This is a genomic window from Mesorhizobium sp. CA6, from assembly GCF_020165035.1.
In the GTDB taxonomy this organism is placed as follows: domain Bacteria; phylum Pseudomonadota; class Alphaproteobacteria; order Rhizobiales; family Rhizobiaceae; genus Mesorhizobium.
The window spans coordinates 266146-283039 of sequence record NZ_JAIUHI010000006.1 but is presented as its reverse complement, the minus strand read 5'-3'; the positions used below and the strand labels follow the sequence as shown (position 1 = coordinate 283039).

Genomic DNA, 16894 nt, shown 5'->3' with positions numbered 1-16894 from the left:
TGCCGCGATCCTGGAGTGACGTCGATGATCAGGCTGCTTGTTATCGCTGGATTGGCGCTGGTGCTCGCGTGCGGCGGGACGCTGGCAGCCAAGCTCGACCTCGCCGCTGTCAACCAGGCGCAATTCAGCGAGGGCGAGCCGAAGGGCGTCGATCCGATGGTGCTCAGAGCGCAGATCCTTCTCGATCGCGCCCGCTTCTCCCCCGGCCTGATCGACGGCCGCCTTTCCGACAATTTCTCCAAGGGCGTCGCAGCCTTCCAGGCGGCCAACGGACTGCCCTCCGACGGCAAGCTCACCCGCGAGACTTGGGACAAGCTCGCGGCGACTTTCGCCGGGCCGGTGCTGACAAACTACGAGGTCACGGCCAAGGATGTGCGCGGGCCGTTCACCAGGCGCATTCCCGCCCGCATGGAGCGGATGGCGCATCTGAAGCGGCTCGGCTATCGCAATGCGGGGGAAAAACTGGCGGAGCGCTTCCATGTCAGCGAACAGTTGCTGAGGCTGCTCAATCCCAAAGCCGGTTTCAGGAAGGCCGACACCACGTTGGTGGTGCCCGATGTCGGTCGTGGCGATCCTCCCGCGGCCGTCGCCAGCGTCGAGGTCGACAAAGGCGCCCGCCAGGTGCGCGCGCTCGATGCGTCGGGCAAAGCGCTCGCGGTCTATCCCGCCTCGATCGGCAGCGAGGAAAAGCCGGCGCCGAGCGGCACGGCCGAGGTCAAGCGCGTGGTGCACAATCCGACCTATCGTTACAATCCGAAATTCGCCTTCAAGGGCGTCAAGAGCAAGCGGCCCTTCACCATCGCCAAGGGGCCCAACAATCCCGTCGGATCGGTATGGATCGATCTCTCCATCGAGAGCTACGGCATCCACGGCACGCCTGACCCGGGCAAGATCGGCACCACCTTCTCGCATGGCTGCATCCGGCTGACCAACTGGGACGCCGAGGACCTCGCCGCCATGGTCAAGCCGGGCACCAAAGTCGACTTCAAGGACGAGACGGCGCAGGACGGGCAAGTGCAGTGAGATGCCGGGTCGCGATCCGCCAATCGCGATCGCTGCATAAGCTCAATTTATCGTCATCCTCAGTTTTTCAGAACGTTACACCGCCTTGCCTCGCCTGTAGCTTCGACGGCGCGGTTTGGAGAATGGTCCGGATTTGGTGGTTCGATGCAAGCACATGCGCGGGTGGTGATCGTCGGCGGCGGATGCGTTGGCGCGGGTATTCTTTATGGCCTGGCCAAGCGCGGCTGGACCGATGTCGCGCTCCTCGAGCGCACGCAGCTCACCGCCGGCTCGACCTGGCATGCAGCGGGGCTGATTCCGTCCTATTCCCGCAACATCAATGTTGGGCGGATGATCAAAAAGACGATCGAAATCTATGAGGGTCTCGAAGCAGTGACCGGGCAGCCGGTCGGATGGCACAAATGCGGACAGCTACGCATCGCCAATTCGAGAGACCGACTCGACGAGTTCAAGAGCTATATGAGCGTCGCCGAGGTGCAGGGCATGCGGGCGCAATTGCTCACGCCCGACGAGGCGCGCAAGCTCTGGCCGCTGCTCGACAACAAACAGATGCTGGGCGTGCTCTACCACCCCGATGACGGGCATATCGCGCCGGCCGACGTCACGCATGCCATGGCCAAGGGCGCGCGGGATCTCGGCGCCAAGGTCTATCTCAACACCGAGGTCACCGGGTTCAAGCGGACGCCCGGCGGCGAGTGGCTCGTCCAGACCAACAACGGTGATATCACCTGCGAGCATGTCGTCTGCGCCACCGGCAATTACGCGCGCCAGACCGGGGCGCTGCTCGGCCTCGATATCCCGGCGATCCCGATCCTGCACCAGTACTGGATCACCGAAGCGGTGCCGGAAGTCGTAGAGCGCAAGCGCGCCGGCCGGCCCGAAATGCCGATCCTGCGCGACGAGGGTTTTGAAGGATATCTGCGCGAAGAAGGCGATGGGCTGATGTTCGGGCCTTACGAACGCACCGAAAACCTGAAGCTGTTCGCCGAGGACGGCGTGCCTGCCTGGTTCGGCGCCGATCTGCTGGAAGAGGATTTCGAGGCGGTTTCATGGAACTGGGAACAGGCGCTGCATCTGGTCCCGGCGCTCGGGCGCGTCGGCATCAAGGCCAATGTGCGTGGCCCGTTCCAGATGACGGCAGACGAGCTGCCCTTGATGGGGCAGGCTTGGGGCCTGCCCAATGTCTGGCTGGCCGAAGGCGTGCCGGGCGGCATCCTGTGGGGCGGAGCGATCGGCTACTATTTGTCGGAGCGGATCGTCGAAGGCGGCAACAGTATCGATACATCCGATCTCGACCCGCGCCGCTTCGGCGACTACGCCAACAAGGAATGGACGCGCGAGAAGGTGCGCGAAGCCTGGGGCACGCATGCCGAGCAGAAATACCCGGGACAGGACATGCCCGCTGCTCGGCCGCAGAAGACCGCGCCTTCCTATGACAGGCTGACGGAACTGGGAGCGGTCTGGGGCGTGCTCAATGGCTGGGAGATGCCCAACTGGTTCGCGCGCGACGGCGTCGAGGCCAAGGACCAATATAGCTGGCGCTGGACGCCCAAGGGAAACCTCGTCGGCGAGGAAGTACAGGCGGTACGCAACGCCGTCGGCCTGGTCGAGATGACGCCGATGACCAAGTTCGAGGTATCAGGTCCCAGCGTGGCCGCCTGGCTGGACCGGATCATCGCCAACCGCCTGCCGGCCGTCGGCAAGGTGACGCTGGCGCATCACCTCACCACCAGCGGTGGCGTGCAGGCGGAATATATGGTGGCGCGGCTTGGCGAGGACCTGTTCTACCTGATCTCGACGCCGCGTGCCGAACGCTGGAACTTCGACGACCTTTCCAGACTGCTTCCCGCCGACGGCAGCGTATCCTTGAAGAACGTCACCAACGACCGCGGCTGCTTTACCGTTGTCGGACCCAAGGCGCGCGAGGTGCTTCAGCCCCTCACGGAGATCGACCTTTCCAACGAAAATTTTCCGTGGTTCGGCGTCAAGACCGGCAGCGTCGCCTTGGCAAGCGACGTGCGGCTGCTGCGGGTGAACTATGAAGGCGAGCTCGGCTGGGAGCTGTATCACCCCCTGCCCTACCAGCGGCAATTGCTCGACGCGATCCTCAAGGAAGGCGAGAAGCACGGCATGCGGCTGGTCGGGCTGCATGCGCTGGAGTCGCTCAGGCTCGAGAAATCCTATCGCGCCATGTATCGCGACATGAACCCGGAGCTCAACGCGCTGGAGAGCGGGCTGGAGCGCTTCATCCGGCTCGACAAGGGCGACTTCGTCGGGCGCGACGCGGTTCTAAAATACAAGGAGCGTAACGACCAGCGGCGATCCGTGACGCTCAGGATCGAGACCGACGGCGCCAGCACGCTTGCCAATGAAGGGCTCTATAGCGACGGCGCGCTGGTTGGGCGCATCACGTCGGGCGGCTACGGCTACGCGCTCGGACATGACGTGGCGCTGGCGCTGCTGCCTGAACCGTTTTCGAAACCCGGCACCAAGCTCGACGTCGCGATCCTGGGCGACTGGAAGGCCGCCGAGGTGATCGCGGATTCGCCTTACGATCCGACCTCGGCCAGGGCGCGGATGTAATAGGCGGGGCCTACAAAGGCCCGTTGCCGACGTGTCCTTCGGAGGGAAGCCGTATGCGTATCGATCGGATCAACGTCTATTCGGCGCAATTGCCGGTCAAAGGCGGCGTCTACCGGATGGCCAGCGCCGATGTGGAGGCGCTGGATTCGACGCTGGTCGAGATCGTTACCGATTACGGTTTTGCCGGCTGGGGCGAGACCTGCCCGATCGGCCCGGTCTACCAACCGCATCATGCGCTGGGCGCCCGCGCGGCGATCGCCGAAATCGCGCCGGGGCTGATCGGTTCGGAGATCGCCTCGATCCGGCTTCTGGCCAAGCAGATGGACGAGCGGCTCAACGGCCACGGTTATGCCAAGGCCGCCTTCGACATGGCGTTCCTCGACCTGCTCGGCCAAAAACTCGGCGTGCCGGTCTCGACGCTGCTGGGCGGCGCGCTGACCGACCGCGTACCGGCCTATTATTCGCTGATCGTCGGCGCCCCGGACGAGACGGCGAGGATCGCCGCCGACAAGGTGAAAGCCGGCTACCCCCGTCTGCAGGTGAAGATCGGCGGGCGCAATCTCGAAGAAGACGTCGCCGTCGTCCACAAGGTCTGGGAAGCGGTCGGCTACAAGGCTCGGCTAGCGGTCGACGGCAACCGGGGCCTGACGGTGGCCGCAGCGATCCATCTTGACCGGCTCTGCCAGCAAATTCCCTTCGTCTTCGAGCAGCCCTGCAACACGATGGACGAGATCGCGACGCTGAAAGGCCGCATGACGCATCCGGTCTATCTCGACGAGAGCACCGAGGATCAGAACGCGGTGCTGCGGGCGATCTCGCTGGGCATCGCCGACGGCTTCGGCTTCAAGGTGACGCGTCTGGGCGGCCTGACGAAGATGACCACGGTGCGCGACCTTTGTGCCATCCGCTCGCTACCGCACAGTTGCGACGACGCCTGGGGCGGCGACATCATCGCGGCGGCCTGCGTGCATCTGGCCGCCACCGTCGAGCCGCGCCGCATGGAGGGCGCCTGGATCGCCCAGGAATACATCAAGGGCCATTTCGACCAGAAGCAGCCGGTCGTCATCAAGCAAGGTCATATCGCCGTGCCGCAGGGGCCGGGGCTCGGCGTAAAGCCGGAGCCTGGCATGTTCGGCAAAGCGGTGGCGATATACGGGCCGTAAGGGGCAAGCGGCGGGCAGCCAGGCTTACTATTCGGATCGGAATGGCCGCGGACGTGGCCGATAATTTTCAGCGCCGTCCCCCACTCCGTCTCGGCTTCGCCGAGCAACCTCTCCCCCCTCCGGAGGGAGAGGAAATGCTGACCGGCAACGTCGCGACCTCGGCATTGCTATTTCCTCTCTACTTGGCGATTGCCATTGCTCGCCTCCGGCGATTGGCGTTTCCTCTCCCTCCGGAGGGGGGAGAGGTGGCTCGGCGCGCAGCGCCGAGACGGAGTGGGGGAACCACCTGCGCGATTGTCGCCACGCCCGGCATGTTGACCGGCAGCACAGCACCCGATCACGGATCGTTCTGCCCTGTCCTGCGTTCTTGTGACATGCAAGGAGGAACGGCGATGGACGACGATCGGACCGAAAAGATCAAGCAGCGTGCCTATGAGATCTTTCAGCGCGAGGGCGGCATCCTTGGCAATCACGAACGGCACTGGCATCAGGCGGAGTTGGAGATCGACCGCGAGGCCGCCCTGCCGATGACGGCAGACGATGCGCTGCCAGAAACGCGCGAGATCGACAGCGCGGATGTGCTGACGGTGGAGGCGCTTGCCATGCGCACCGGCATTTCGGGCGACGAGGCACAAGAGCTGCTCGACAGGCTGGGCAACGACCGCGCTGCGATCGAGCAAGCGGCGCGCGATCTGCAAGCACGCAAGCGCGGTGTCGATTAGAGGCACTGCTGAGATTTTGACCGGTCGGCTCTGTTTGTGTTGGCAGGTGGCACGCGTTGGAGATTGGCCGAAACGCCCATCGCGATCGTTTTCAGGGCAGAGCAGGAGCGAAGCTCCGTCGCGAAGACCCTGGAATCCAGCCGTTGCCTTCACCCAGGAATGCAACAGAGCAAAATTCTGCACCGTGGCGTCGCTTCCAAGTCACGGAATGGATTTCTATGGTCTGCGCCGCGTCGCTTCGCTCCTTGCTCCGCCATAGAATGACGAGGTTGGGGCGGCCTCCACCAATCCCCGGCGTTTGCGCTGATTTCACGGAAATGAACGGAAAATCTTGCACCAAGAGGCGGTTGGCCAGCCAATCGGACCGGCCACAGGTGGCACTCTCCATCCGGGTTGACAGGTCAGACGCACCGTCCTAATTTTCGCGTTAGTGGCTACTAACGCGAAATACTGGACTGCGCTCGGCGATCAGACGCGACGCACGATCTTCGAACTGCTGGTCGACCGACCCAGTTCGGTCAGCGGGCTCGCCAATGCGCTGCCCGTGACGCGGCCGGCCGTCTCGCAGCATCTGAAGGTGCTCAAGGATGCCGGGCTGGTGGCCGATACGCGCTCCGGCAAGGAGCGCATTTACCGGATCGATCCGGACGGGCTCGCGGCGTTTCGCGCGGAGATCGACCAGTTCTGGGTGAAGACGCTTGCGGCCTACAAGCTGGCCGTCGAGCAACCGACAAAGGACGAGACATGATCAAGCAACCGGCACCTGCTCCCGTTGGGCATTCCGTCGTCGTCGAGGCTCCGATCGCGCGCGCCTTCAAAGTGTTCACCGAGGATTTCGGCAACTTCAAGCCACGCGAGCACAATCTGCTTGCCGTCCCGATCGCGGAAACGATCTTCGAGCCGCGCGTCGGCGGCCACGTCTACGACCGCGGCGTCGATGGCTCAGAGTGCCGCTTCGCCCGCGTGCTGGCCTACGATCCGCCGAACCGACTGCTTCTGAGCTGGGACATCAGCCCGCGCTGGCAGATCGAAACCGACCTCGCCAGGACGAGCGAGTGGGAGGTCCGCTTCACGGCCGAGGCGGAAAACCGGACCCGGGTCGAGATCGAGCACCGCCATATCGAACGGCATGGCCAAGGCTGGGAAGGCGTACGCAGCGGGGTCGACGGCGATCAGGGTTGGCCGCTCTACCTGCAGCGGTTCCAGGCGCTTTTTTCCCGGGCGGCCTGACAGCACCTCCTTGGGGCATGGCCCCCACGGTGGCGATCGGAGGAGCACTGGAAACAATGGAAGCCTATTGGTTGAGCACCCTCGGCGTGCTTGCGCTCTGCCTCCTCTCGGTCGCGCTGGCGATCTACTCAGGCTCGTCCAAGGGTTTTGCAGGCAAGCTTTCAGGGCCGGTGATCCCGGCGGACGACGACAACTGTCTTTACCGCATCGATCGCGTCCACATGAACTCGGTCGAGGCGCTCGGGCCCTTCGTCGTGCCCGTGTTGCTGGCGATGATGGTTGGCGTCGAGCCGGTGACGCTCGCCGTGCTCGTCTGGGTTCACTTGGCGATACGTTTCGTCCACATGATCATCTACCTGCGCGGCGGCAACGCCGCCAAGGGCGGCAGCGTCAGGACGATCCTCTATGTCTCCGGAGCGGTGGTCACGCTTGTCCTCGTCCTCGTGACGGGCTGGGCAGCGCTTCGCTGAGCAGCGCTCGCTTTTCGCTCCGTCGGCGGAACCCTCGCCCCGATCAGAGGTTCATCCCTGTACAACCACAGGAGATGCGCCATGGACCACACCAGCCACGTAAGACTGACCAACGCCGAGCTGACGCCCGACATCCTCGAAGGCGCCACCATCTACGGCCCGGATGACGAGAAGATCGGCTCGGTCGACCACCTGCACGGCAGCCAAGTCGTCATCGATGTCGGCGGCTTTCTCGGCATCGGCGCCAAGCCGGTGGCCGTCACAGCCAGCCAGCTCGATTTCATGCGCGACGAGGACGGCGACGTGCATGCAGTCACCAGCTGGACGAAGGATCAGCTCAAGGCGATGCCGGAGCATCGCGACTGAACAGGGACGCTTCGCGACTGTGAATCAATCAAGAGAATCCGGCCCGGCAATTGCCGGGTCGGGTTTTTTGCGCGGCGCGGTACTCGTTTGTCGCCTGACGAGCGTCACGCGGATTGCCGTCGCGTCAAAAATGTGTGGCGGGTTCCCTCTGGAGCGGCGAGAAAGCCCGGGACAGGTCGGCGATTTCGTGGGGCGATGAACCGCTTCAAGGATCAGCGGCGCATGCTCGCAAGCAGGCAAATACACAGCCCCGCGTTGAGCGTTGCCGCGAGCGCCAGCGTGGCCAGGACAAGATTGGCGCCGCCCGTGCCAAGAAGCAGCGCTCCAACGGACGGAGCCGCCGCCTGGACGATGAGGCTGGGCGTCGCGAGCTTGCCCATCAGCACCGCGTATTGCTGCGGGTCGAACAGCACCAGCGGCAGCGCGCCGCGCGCGATCGTATGGATGCCGTTACCCGCGCCATAAAGGATCAAGGCGAGAGCAACAAAAGTCTGGCTCGTCAGCAGCAGCCAGATTCCGGCGGCAAGCAGCGTTACGGATGTCAGCATCGTCCAGATCGGATGGTGCCGGTTGCGGCCGATCAGCAGCTCCGCCACCCTAGCGCCGACTTGTGAAGGGCCGACCAGCGCGCCAAGTCCGACAGCGGCTGCCAGGCTCGCGCCGCGCAATTGCAGCAGCGTCAGCAGATGCACGGAGAGCATGGACGCGACCAGTGCGGCCAAGGTCTGAATGGAGGCCAGCAGAATGAAGCGCGCCCGCGCTCTGCCGGTGGCCGATGCCTCTTTCGACCTGTCTTTGACCGGCGCAGGCGCGGCGGCCGGAGGCGACGGTATTTTCCACAGATGGAGCGGCAAGCAGATTGCCAAATGGATCGCGGCATAGGCAAGGCAGGCGGTGCGCCAGCCGCCATGCTCGACAAGGAAGGCGCTGATCGGCCAGCAGACGGTGCTGGCAAAGCCGCCGAAAAGCGTCAGGTTGGTGATGGCGCCGCGCGCGCCCTGTCCATAGAGGCGGCCGAGTGTGGCGAAGCCGGCATCGTAGAGGCCGCTCGACATGCCCAAGCCCATGAGCAGCCATGCAGCCAGATAAAGAGGATAGTCGGTCGCCGTCGCCAACAGCGAATGCGCGGCCGCCAGCAGCAACGAGCTGGCGGCAAGCACCGGCCGCCCACCGTGGCGCTGGATCAGCCGCCCGGTGACGGGGGACACCAGCCCGGCAAGCAGGAGCCCGCAGGATAGCCCGGCAACGACCGAGGCGAACGACCAACCGGTATCTCTAGCAATCGGCGCGGCAAGCACCGCGGGCAGGTAGTAGGATGATCCCCAGGCGAGAATCTGCGTGATGCCAAGAGCCGTAACGAGGACGCGGCGGTTGTGTGCGATGGGCGCGGTGGCTTCCAATCAGGCTTGCCCTGGCGGATAGGCGACCTTCTCGCCATCCTCCTTGACGAACTCCCGCACCGGATTGTCGAGCAGCGGCAGCACAGCTTCCGACGGCCGGCACAGTTTTGTCCCTTTCGGCGTCTCGACGATCGGCCGGTTGATGAGGATCGGATGGGCGAGCATGAAATCGATCAGCTCATCGTCGCTCCATTTTGGATCGGCGAGGCCGAGTTCGGCGTAAGGCGTGCCCTTCTCCCGCAACAACTCGCGCGCAGAAATCCCCATCGCGGCGATCAGTTCGAGCAGCCTTTCGCGGCCCGGCGGCGTCTTGAGGTATTCGATCACGACAGGGTCTTCGCCGCTGGCGCGGATCATGGCGAGCGTGTTGCGGGAGGTGCCGCAGTCGGGGTTGTGATAGATCGTGACCGTCATGGCTCTGCTTTCAAGGGTTGCGGAATGGCCGCGGGCCGCAGCAGCCAGCCCATCAACGCGAGCGCGATCAGGGCGCCGAGCAATTCGGCGACGACGAAGCCGGGCAGATCGAGCGGCCTGATGCCGGAAAAAGTGTTGGTGAGTGAGCGCGCCACGGCGACGGCGGGATTGGCGAAGGAAGTGGATGCCGTGAACCAATAGGCCGCTGTGATATAGAGCCCGACCAGCCACGGCACGGCCCGCCGCTCGAAGCGGAGGCCAGCGAGAATGACGGCGACAAGGCCGAATGTCGCGACCACTTCCGAGAACCATTGCGCCGGCCCGGCACGCAGTTTCGTCGCGACCTCCAGCGCCGGTAGGGCGAACATGAGATGCGCGGCGATCGTGCCGGCGATTCCACCGACGACCTGCGCGAACAGATAGGCAGGGAGATCGCGAGCAGGCAGCGACCGGTTGAGACAAAACACCAGCGAAACGGCCGGATTGAGATGCGCGCCGGAGATCGGCCCGAGCACGGTGACCAACACCACCAGCATGGCGCCGGTTGCTAGCGTGTTGCCAAGCAGCGCCAGCGCGGTGTCATGCGTCAGCGTCTCGGCCATGATGCCGGAGCCAACGACGGTCGCCACCAGCAGACCGGTGCCGAGGGCTTCAGCCGCGAACCGGCGCGGCAGATCGAAAGTGTTCATCGGTCGACCCTGGATTGGACAATGGGAGTTGGGTAGCGGGCGTGACGGTCATTGCCGGCTCTCCTCGCCCGGCTGGCAGCAAGATGCCGCAAGCGCCGGCGCGCAGATTTCCGGCCGGCCCGAGCAGCAATCCTCCATCAGGAAGCGGATCAATCCGGACAGCGCGTCGAACTCGGCGCTGTAGACGATCGAGCGGGCATCACGCCGCGCGGTCACGAGACCGGCGCGCTCAAGTTCTTTGAGGTGGAAGCTGACATTGGACGGCGAGACCTCGACCTGCTCGGCGAGCGAGCCGGCGGCAATGCCTTCCGGGCCGGCAACGACCAGCAGCCGCAGCAGGCGCAGCCGTGTTTCCTGCGACAGCGCGCCAAAGGCGGTCAGGGCTTGACGTTCATCCACGTTTCAACAATCCTTGAAATATTGAAATGAGGAATAGTCGACATGCTCTCTTCTGACAATCTGAAAAACATCGCTCCTATGGACCCCTCCGACCTGACCATCGGCGAACTGCTGGTGGCGCTGGCCGATTACAAGGACAAGCCGCTGGTTTTCCGCTACGGCGGGCGGCCGGTAAAGCCAGGGTACCATGTCACCGAGGTGAAGGCTGGACAGTTCGCAGCGCTGGATTGCGAAGCAAATCCGGAATCATGGTCGGAGATATTCGTCCAGCTGTGGGACGTGGACGAAGGCGGACGGGTCCATATGCCAGCCGGCAAATTCGCCGCGATCATCCGCAAGGTTTCGGACTATGTCGCTCTCGATCAGGCGGCGAAGCTGACCTTCGAGGTCAGCGACGGCGTTCGCCCGATGGAATTGCACCGGGCAGCCCAGCCGAGCCTTGTTGGCGGGACGGTTGAGGTCGAGCTGTCGCCACGGCCGTCAAGCTGCAAGCCGCGCGACCGCTGGCTGGAAGAACAGAAGGCAGCGAGCGGGTGCGGAGGGAGTCGCTGCTATTGAGCCCGCTAATGGCGACGCGCCGTCCTGATCAGAACCGGATCATGCCATTGGCCTGCAACAAATAGAGGCCCACGAGAACGATGGCGATCAGCGCCACCCAAACGGCTGTCTTGCTCATCCGCGCAATCCCTGTCGATCGGCGATAGTGAACGCGCGCGCCACGGTTGTGTTCCCGATATGTCGGGCTGCACATCGCCTAGGCAGGATCAAGTCACGAATTGCTGGACGATGCGCGTCCGTGCATAGTGGCGGCAATGGCGCCTGGTCGATGAAGATGGCTATGGATGACAAAGCGGACAATCCGGGCGTGGCGGTGTTTCCGCCGCTGCTCTTTCTCGTGGCGCTGATCGCGATGCTGGCGCTGCGCTATGTCTGGCCGCTGGCGATCGGCGGCCGCCCGCTGACCATCGTGCTCGGCGTAGTGCTGGCAGCACTGGCGGTTGCGATCATCGCCTGGGGACGCTCGACGATGTTGCGCGGCGGCACCAATGTGAACCCAACGCTGCCGACCACCGCGATCATCACCGGCGGCCCGTTCGGCTTCACCCGCAACCCGCTCTATGTCGGCTTGATGGGACTGCTTCTCGGAATCGGGCTGCTCTTTGACAGCTGGTGGGCCGTCATCGCGACCATCGCGAGCTTCCCCATCCTGCATTACGGCGTGGTGCTGCGCGAGGAGGCCTATCTGGAACGCAAGTTCGGCGAACCCTACCGCGCCTATAGGGCGAGCGTGCGCCGCTATTTTTGAGCATCAGTCCTTTGGCGCGTTGCTGTAGAGCGCCACGCCGACGCGGTCGTTGCGCCGCCACCGCACCAAAGCGCGATAGGCCGTATCGTCGGCCGGGACTTCGAGCAGAAAGCGGTCCGGAATCTCCACATTGGCACCGACGCGCAATTCCGCGCCCTGCTCGTGCTGATTTCTGACCGAGCAGCCGATCCTGACGCCGGCGGCGATGATCGTGGCTTCCTTGAGCACGAATTCGCGCGCATGAAGACGGCGTTCGATCTCGGGAAAATTGGCCATATCCGGCGGGCTCCTCAGGCAAGGTCCTCCTTGCCATGGGGCAGCACGATAGCAGCGAGGCGTTTCCGTTCCGTTAGCGATCACTGAAACAGTGGTGTGCCGGCTTGATATGCCGGCCGGGTTCACGGATGGAGCGTTCACGCCTGGGCGTTCAGCCGGCGACAGTGACGCCGCTCGCGCGCAGCACCCAGCGGCGGCCATCACAGCGGAACTCGGTGAGCGACAGCGGCTCGATGTCGATCTTCCAGACCGAGGAAAGCGGTGCGCCGAGCACATGCGCCATGGCGGCGCGGACCGGCACGGCATGCGTCACCGCGACGGTGTGACCGCTTTCGCCGGCCAGCCGCTCCATCAGCGCAGCACCCCGCCGGGCGACAGCGGCGAGCGATTCGCCACCGTGGGGCGCGGCGCCGGGATCGGAAATCCAGGCCGCCATGCCTTCCGGATCCTCGGCCTGCACCTCCTCGAAACTTTTGCCGGCCCAGCGTGCGAAATCCTGCTCGGCAAGTAGCGGCTCGATCGCCGCGTCAAGGCCGAGCGCCTCGGCCGTCCGCCGCGCGGCCAGCGCCGGACTTATCAAGATACGGTCGGCGCGACGCAGCGAAGCGGCCAGCGCGCCGGCGCGATCGAGGGCGCGCGGCTCCGGCGGCTCATCGTTCGGAAAGCGGCCCTTGCGCATGCCGGCCGTCGCTCCGCTTGCGATCATCGTCAGGCGGACAAGCATGAAAAACTCCGTGGCCCAGCGAAAAACAGGCCTCACGAAGCCGTGCCGCCATTACATGTCGTTGACAGGCGAACGAAGTGCTGACAAGTGTCTTAGTGCTATACGGGATTGGAAGCCGGTGCGAGTCCGGCACGGTCGCGCCACTGTGATCGGCACCAGCCGAAAGTCAGGCCTTATTCCGCAGCACTCGATCAACGGGACGCAGTATCCCAAGGGAGGTCAATATGTCCGACACCACCTTCGCCCCCAGCTACGGCCCGGTTGCGATTCCGGTCCGCGAGCTTCTGCCCTGGGCCATCCTCGGCGGGCTGCTTTTGATGCTGGCGATCTATTTCGTCGGCGCGGAAGAAGGCGCCACCTCGCTGATCCGCGGCACCTATGTGCACGAATTCGTGCATGACGGCCGCCACCTGCTCGGCTTCCCCTGCCACTAAAGCGGTTCAGCATCGCTGAACCCGCTTTCGATTCTGATCCAACGCAATTCCGGACGGAAGACCGCTGCGCACTTTTCCTGGAATTGCTTGGTTGGCTTAACGCAATTCCGGACGGAAAACCGCTACGCACTTTTCCTGGAATTGCTTGGAGGGATTGGTGACATGGTTGGAAAACTTTTGCTGCGCGGCATGCTTGTCGGGCTGGTCGCCGGGATCCTGGCGTTCGCCCTCGCCCGCGTCTATGGCGAGCCGCAGGTCGACAAGGCGATCGCCTTCGAGGAACAGCAGGTCCAGGCCGCCGGCGAGGCGCCGGAGCCCGAGATGGTCAGCCGCGCCACGCAGGCCGGCATCGGCCTGGCGACCGGCGTGCTGATCTATGGCGCCGCGCTTGGCGGGCTGTTCTCGCTGGTCTTCGCCTACGCCTATGGCCGGCTAGGCTCGCTCGGACCGCGCGGCACCTCGGCGCTGCTGGCGTTGCTCGGCTTCCTGGCCGTGATCGTCGTCCCCGGCCTCAAATACCCGGCCAGCCCGCCGGCGGTGGGCAACGCCGAGACCATCGGCTACCGCACCGAGTTGTTCTTCATCATGATCGTCGTCTCGATCGCGGCTATGATAGCGGCGGTCGGCCTGGCGCAGCGGCTGTGGAACCGGCTCGGCGCCTGGAACGCCTCGATCGTCGCGGGCCTCGCCTTCCTCGTCGTCTTCGCGCTGGTGAAGGCGGCGCTGCCCGACATCAACGAAGTGCCGGAGAACTTCTCGGCGACCGTGCTGTGGCAATTCCGCGTCGCCTCGCTCGGCATCCAGCTGGTGCTGTGGACCGTCGTCGGGCTCGGCTTCGGCGCGGTTGCCGAACGCGTGGTCGCGGTGCGCGACCAGCGCAGCCCGGCACGCCGCTACGCCTGAAATCCGATGCGTTGGCCGCCACGGTTCTGCGCCCTGGCGGCCAAAGCGGCTCAACGGTCGGTACGACCGCAGAGCCACTTTGGTCTTTCGTTTTCTCGCAATTCCGGACGGAAAACCGCCGCACACTTTTCCTGGAATTGCTCGGTTGCGGCGCTGCTCGTATTTCTGGCCGCCACATCCGCGCAGGCGCATGGCGGATCCTCGGCCCCGCCTCCTCCCGGCATCCAGATCCCCAGCCTGACCCACGGCCAGATGGCCGTCATCGCGCGCTATCGCGGCGAGATCCTCGACCTCGCCCAGCGCCAGACCGCGACCGACCCGACCTTCCGGCGGCTCTACAATCACGGCAATCTGCAATTCACTTATTGCCTCTGGGGCCTGATGCCGGGCAGCCTCGGCGACGAGGAAAGCCCGTTCAACGAATGCAGCCACGCCTATCTCGCCGCCGCCAAGGCGCTGCTCGCCCATATGGCGATGATGCCCGCGGCCGGGCGCGAGGCGAAGGCGCTAATCTCGGACATCGATGCCGAGATGGTGCGTAGCGGCGCGTCGTGGATCCTGTGCCAGTATAGCGGCGAGGCCTTCAGCACCGGCGCGATCGTCGAGCCCAGATGGCGCGACATCTTCTTCCACTTGCCGAGCCTTGCGGTGATCCTCGCCACGGTGGCGGCGCTCGGCGCCGCTGCATGGTCGATTTTCCGTTCACCCGCTCCGCGAGCCGGCGCTGCTTAGAACGGTTCAGCGTTTCACGGAATCACCGAACCGCTCCCGGTCTTGCGTGCGATCGTTTTCAGGAAAGCCTGAACGCGCAACCATGTCAGCTCGGCTGCGGACGCATCGTAATCCGGCAGCGCTTGATCGGTGTAGAAATGGCCGATCCCCGGATAGGTGAAAATTTCTGCCCTGACGTGGCAGCGCTTCGCCGACGCCGACCAGTCGGCAACTTGTTCTGGCTGAGCAAATGCATCTGGGTCGGCGACGTGGACCGCGACCGGGATGTGTCGGCGAACATTGCTGGGAATATCAGCAAGGCCATGCAGCAGCACAATGCCGGCGGCAGCGACTCGTTCTGACCAAACGGCACTGATCACGCCAGCTCCCATTGAATGGCCAGCGAGCACCGCGTCTGGAGAAGTCTGGAGGAGCGCCACCCTGGCGCGGTCGCAGATGGTTTCCCACCCAACATTGCTCATCAAGTCAAGCCCGTCGTCGACCGATGCCGCAGTCAGCCCTGCGTAGAGGTCCGGCATCACAACATCGTACCCCGCGCTTCGCATGCGCTCAGCAGCTTGATGCTCCACCGCCCGAAGGCCCAGCGCCGAGTGAAAGAGTACAATAGCAGCCATCCGCTTTCCCTCCGGCGTCGCCTGGCCGATCGCGTTGAGCTCGGGCAATGATCGTCTTTTATCCGGCTTATCGAATCCCCACCACCAGCCATGCCCTTTCCGAAGCCTTCGCCGTCACATCATCCATGCGCGCGCTCATGATGGTGACCTTTCGGTTCGGCCATGGCGAAGGGCAAATCCTCGGTGTCGGGACCGGCCGCCAATTGCAGCCTGGCGCTGAATTCGTGCGGTTCGGCAGGTCCGATCAGGCTCTGCAGATAATGATGGTCGCCGCCGACCGGAGACAGCGGCAGGCTTTCGACCGCACCGTCCGCCCTTTCAATGGCGACGTTCGCCCGCAGGCCCTCGGCGTGACGCGACAGGCGCAGCCGCATGCGCTCGCCCTGCGGCGTGTCGACGATTTCGAGCAGCCCGCTGGCTAGCTTGCCGTCGACAAGGAACGGATCCGGCGCATGATGGTGGCCGGCTTCCGTCTCCAGCTCGGCAAAGCGCACCGTGGCGACGTCGAGTGCCGGGATGTGCGCGAAGAGCTCGGCTTTGAGCGATGCGGCGATGTTGTTCGCGGCGGCAAGCAACAGGCCGTCATTGACCGCGATCGTAAACATCGACATGCAGCTTGTGGCCGAGCCAACGGGCCTTGACGTCGGCCACCTTTTCGATCCCGGCGACATGATCGGCGGCGTGGTGAATCTCGTCAACGAGGCCGGGCTCGACGCCGTCCAGCATGCGGGTCAGCACCGAGCGCGCCGATTGCCAGACGATACCGAAGATGGCGACGGTGATGAGCAGGCCGATGATTGGATCGGCGAGCGGAAGACCGAGCCAGACGCCGGCCGCGCCTGCGACCACGGCAAGGCTGGTGAGGCCGTCGGTGCGGGCGTGATAGCCGTCGGCAACCAGCGCCGCGCTGTTGATCTGGCGACCGACGCGGATGCGAAAAACCGCCACCGCTTCATTGCCGAGGAAACCGATGATGCCGGCGACGGCCAACCAGCCAAGGAAATGCACCGGCTGCGGGTTGAACAGGCGATTGATCGCCTCGTATCCGGCCACCAGCGCGCTGGCCAGGATGATGAGCACGATGATGATGCCAGCGAGATCCTCGACCCGGCCGAGGCCGTAGGTGAAGGTCCTGGTCGGTTTGCGGCGCACGAGCACAAAAGCGATCCAAAGCGGGATGGCGGTGGTCGCGTCGGCGACGTTGTGGATGGTGTCGGCAAGCAGGGCCACGCTGCCCGAGAGCATCACGACGACGATCTGCAGCGCGGCCGTGACCGCGAGAATCACGAACGACCACTTGATCGCCCAGATGCCGCGGTCTGTGGTGGCGATGGTCGCGTCGATCACGCCATGAGTATGGCCATGCGGCCCATGATGGTCGTGGCCGTGGCCGCCATGATGTCCGTGCGCACCGAAGCCGAACCAGTCGAGCGCTTTTTCCCACAT

Annotated in this window: 20 protein-coding genes, 1 pseudogene and 1 riboswitch; of the genes and pseudogenes, 13 read left to right on the top strand and 8 right to left on the bottom strand. The window is 64.5% G+C overall.

Annotation, left to right across the window (positions count from 1 at the left end):
• Positions 1–24 precede the first annotated feature (24 nt).
• The 8 genes from LB526_RS11875 to LB526_RS11840 all read left to right on the top strand — a co-directional run bounded on the left by LB526_RS11875 (position 25) and on the right by LB526_RS11840 (position 7557).
• On the top strand, positions 25–1023 hold the full coding sequence (locus LB526_RS11875) for a L,D-transpeptidase (RefSeq protein WP_224627751.1): 999 nt from the start codon (positions 25–27) through the stop codon (positions 1021–1023).
• A gap of 144 nt (positions 1024–1167) precedes the next feature.
• Positions 1168–3606 carry an FAD-dependent oxidoreductase gene (locus tag LB526_RS11870; protein WP_224627750.1) on the top strand — a complete coding sequence of 813 codons (2439 nt, stop codon included), beginning with the start codon at positions 1168–1170 and terminating at the stop codon, positions 3604–3606.
• Positions 3607–3659: 53 nt separating this feature from the next.
• A complete protein-coding gene (locus tag LB526_RS11865; protein ID WP_224627749.1) occupies positions 3660–4769 on the top strand; it encodes a mandelate racemase/muconate lactonizing enzyme family protein in 1110 nt (369 codons plus the stop codon).
• 392 nt (positions 4770–5161) lie between these two features.
• Positions 5162–5491 (top strand): DUF2934 domain-containing protein, encoded by a 330-nt coding sequence (locus LB526_RS11860; RefSeq protein ID WP_224627785.1) that lies wholly within the window; start codon positions 5162–5164, stop codon positions 5489–5491.
• A 430-nt stretch (positions 5492–5921) separates the two neighbouring features.
• The gene (locus tag LB526_RS11855) at positions 5922–6239 is read left to right on the top strand and encodes an ArsR/SmtB family transcription factor (protein ID WP_181175242.1); all 318 of its coding nucleotides are present in this window, start codon (positions 5922–5924) and stop codon (positions 6237–6239) included.
• Entirely contained in the window at positions 6236–6721 is a 486-nt protein-coding gene (locus LB526_RS11850) for an SRPBCC family protein (RefSeq protein ID WP_224627748.1), read from the top strand. Before LB526_RS11855 ends, LB526_RS11850 begins: the two co-directional genes overlap by 4 nt.
• Positions 6722–6792: 71 nt before the next feature.
• Positions 6793–7191, top strand: a complete 399-nt coding sequence (locus LB526_RS11845) for an MAPEG family protein (protein WP_224627747.1) — start codon at positions 6793–6795, stop codon at positions 7189–7191.
• Positions 7192–7272: 81 nt separating this feature from the next.
• Positions 7273–7557 (top strand): hypothetical protein, encoded by a 285-nt coding sequence (locus tag LB526_RS11840; RefSeq protein WP_040980340.1) that lies wholly within the window; start codon positions 7273–7275, stop codon positions 7555–7557.
• Between the two features lie 212 nt (positions 7558–7769).
• On the opposite strand, the gene LB526_RS11835 is transcribed toward LB526_RS11840, so the two are convergent.
• Genes LB526_RS11835 through LB526_RS11820 form a run of 4 tightly spaced genes read right to left on the bottom strand, consistent with a single transcriptional unit; the run spans position 7770 to position 10459 of the window.
• Entirely contained in the window at positions 7770–8957 is a 1188-nt protein-coding gene (locus LB526_RS11835) for an MFS transporter (RefSeq protein ID WP_224627746.1), read from the bottom strand.
• The gene (gene arsC / locus LB526_RS11830) at positions 8958–9371 is read right to left on the bottom strand and encodes an arsenate reductase (glutaredoxin) (RefSeq protein ID WP_140544977.1); all 414 of its coding nucleotides are present in this window, start codon (positions 9369–9371) and stop codon (positions 8958–8960) included.
• Positions 9368–10060 (bottom strand): aquaporin, encoded by a 693-nt coding sequence (locus tag LB526_RS11825; RefSeq protein ID WP_224627744.1) that lies wholly within the window; start codon positions 10058–10060, stop codon positions 9368–9370. Before LB526_RS11825 ends, arsC begins: the two co-directional genes overlap by 4 nt.
• 48 nt (positions 10061–10108) lie before the next feature.
• Entirely contained in the window at positions 10109–10459 is a 351-nt protein-coding gene (locus LB526_RS11820; RefSeq protein ID WP_095770080.1) for an ArsR/SmtB family transcription factor, read from the bottom strand.
• Between the two features lie 42 nt (positions 10460–10501).
• Between LB526_RS11820 and LB526_RS11815 the strand changes: the two genes are divergently transcribed.
• The gene (locus LB526_RS11815; RefSeq protein WP_224627742.1) at positions 10502–11017 is read left to right on the top strand and encodes a DUF6428 family protein; all 516 of its coding nucleotides are present in this window, start codon (positions 10502–10504) and stop codon (positions 11015–11017) included.
• A gap of 280 nt (positions 11018–11297) precedes the next feature.
• Positions 11298–11765, top strand: coding sequence for a methyltransferase family protein (locus LB526_RS11810; protein WP_224627740.1), 468 nt, complete (start codon positions 11298–11300; stop codon positions 11763–11765).
• A 3-nt stretch (positions 11766–11768) separates the two neighbouring features.
• Here the strand turns inward: LB526_RS11810 and LB526_RS11805 are convergent, their stop codons facing one another.
• Positions 11769–12041 (bottom strand): PilZ domain-containing protein, encoded by a 273-nt coding sequence (locus LB526_RS11805; RefSeq protein ID WP_140846743.1) that lies wholly within the window; start codon positions 12039–12041, stop codon positions 11769–11771.
• Positions 12042–12192: 151 nt separating this feature from the next.
• A complete protein-coding gene (locus LB526_RS11800) occupies positions 12193–12765 on the bottom strand; it encodes a histidine phosphatase family protein (protein WP_224627739.1) in 573 nt (190 codons plus the stop codon).
• 81 nt (positions 12766–12846) lie between these two features.
• Positions 12847–12998, top strand: a riboswitch (adenosylcobalamin (AdoCbl) riboswitch).
• Between LB526_RS11800 and LB526_RS11795 the strand changes: the two genes are divergently transcribed.
• The 3 genes from LB526_RS11795 (at position 12990) to LB526_RS11785 (ending at position 14834) form a co-directional block, all read left to right on the top strand.
• Positions 12990–13199, top strand: a complete 210-nt coding sequence (locus tag LB526_RS11795; protein WP_095770085.1) for a CbtB domain-containing protein — start codon at positions 12990–12992, stop codon at positions 13197–13199. It overlaps the preceding riboswitch by 9 nt.
• A gap of 162 nt (positions 13200–13361) precedes the next feature.
• On the top strand, positions 13362–14102 hold the full coding sequence (locus LB526_RS11790) for a CbtA family protein (protein WP_224627736.1): 741 nt from the start codon (positions 13362–13364) through the stop codon (positions 14100–14102).
• 252 nt (positions 14103–14354) lie between these two features.
• On the top strand, positions 14355–14834 hold the full coding sequence (locus tag LB526_RS11785) for a hypothetical protein (protein ID WP_224627734.1): 480 nt from the start codon (positions 14355–14357) through the stop codon (positions 14832–14834).
• A gap of 14 nt (positions 14835–14848) precedes the next feature.
• On the opposite strand, the gene LB526_RS11780 is transcribed toward LB526_RS11785, so the two are convergent.
• Positions 14849–15496, bottom strand: a complete 648-nt coding sequence (locus LB526_RS11780) for a dienelactone hydrolase family protein (protein ID WP_224627733.1) — start codon at positions 15494–15496, stop codon at positions 14849–14851.
• Positions 15497–15567: 71 nt separating this feature from the next.
• Positions 15568–16894: pseudogene (locus LB526_RS11775) on the bottom strand (cation diffusion facilitator family transporter).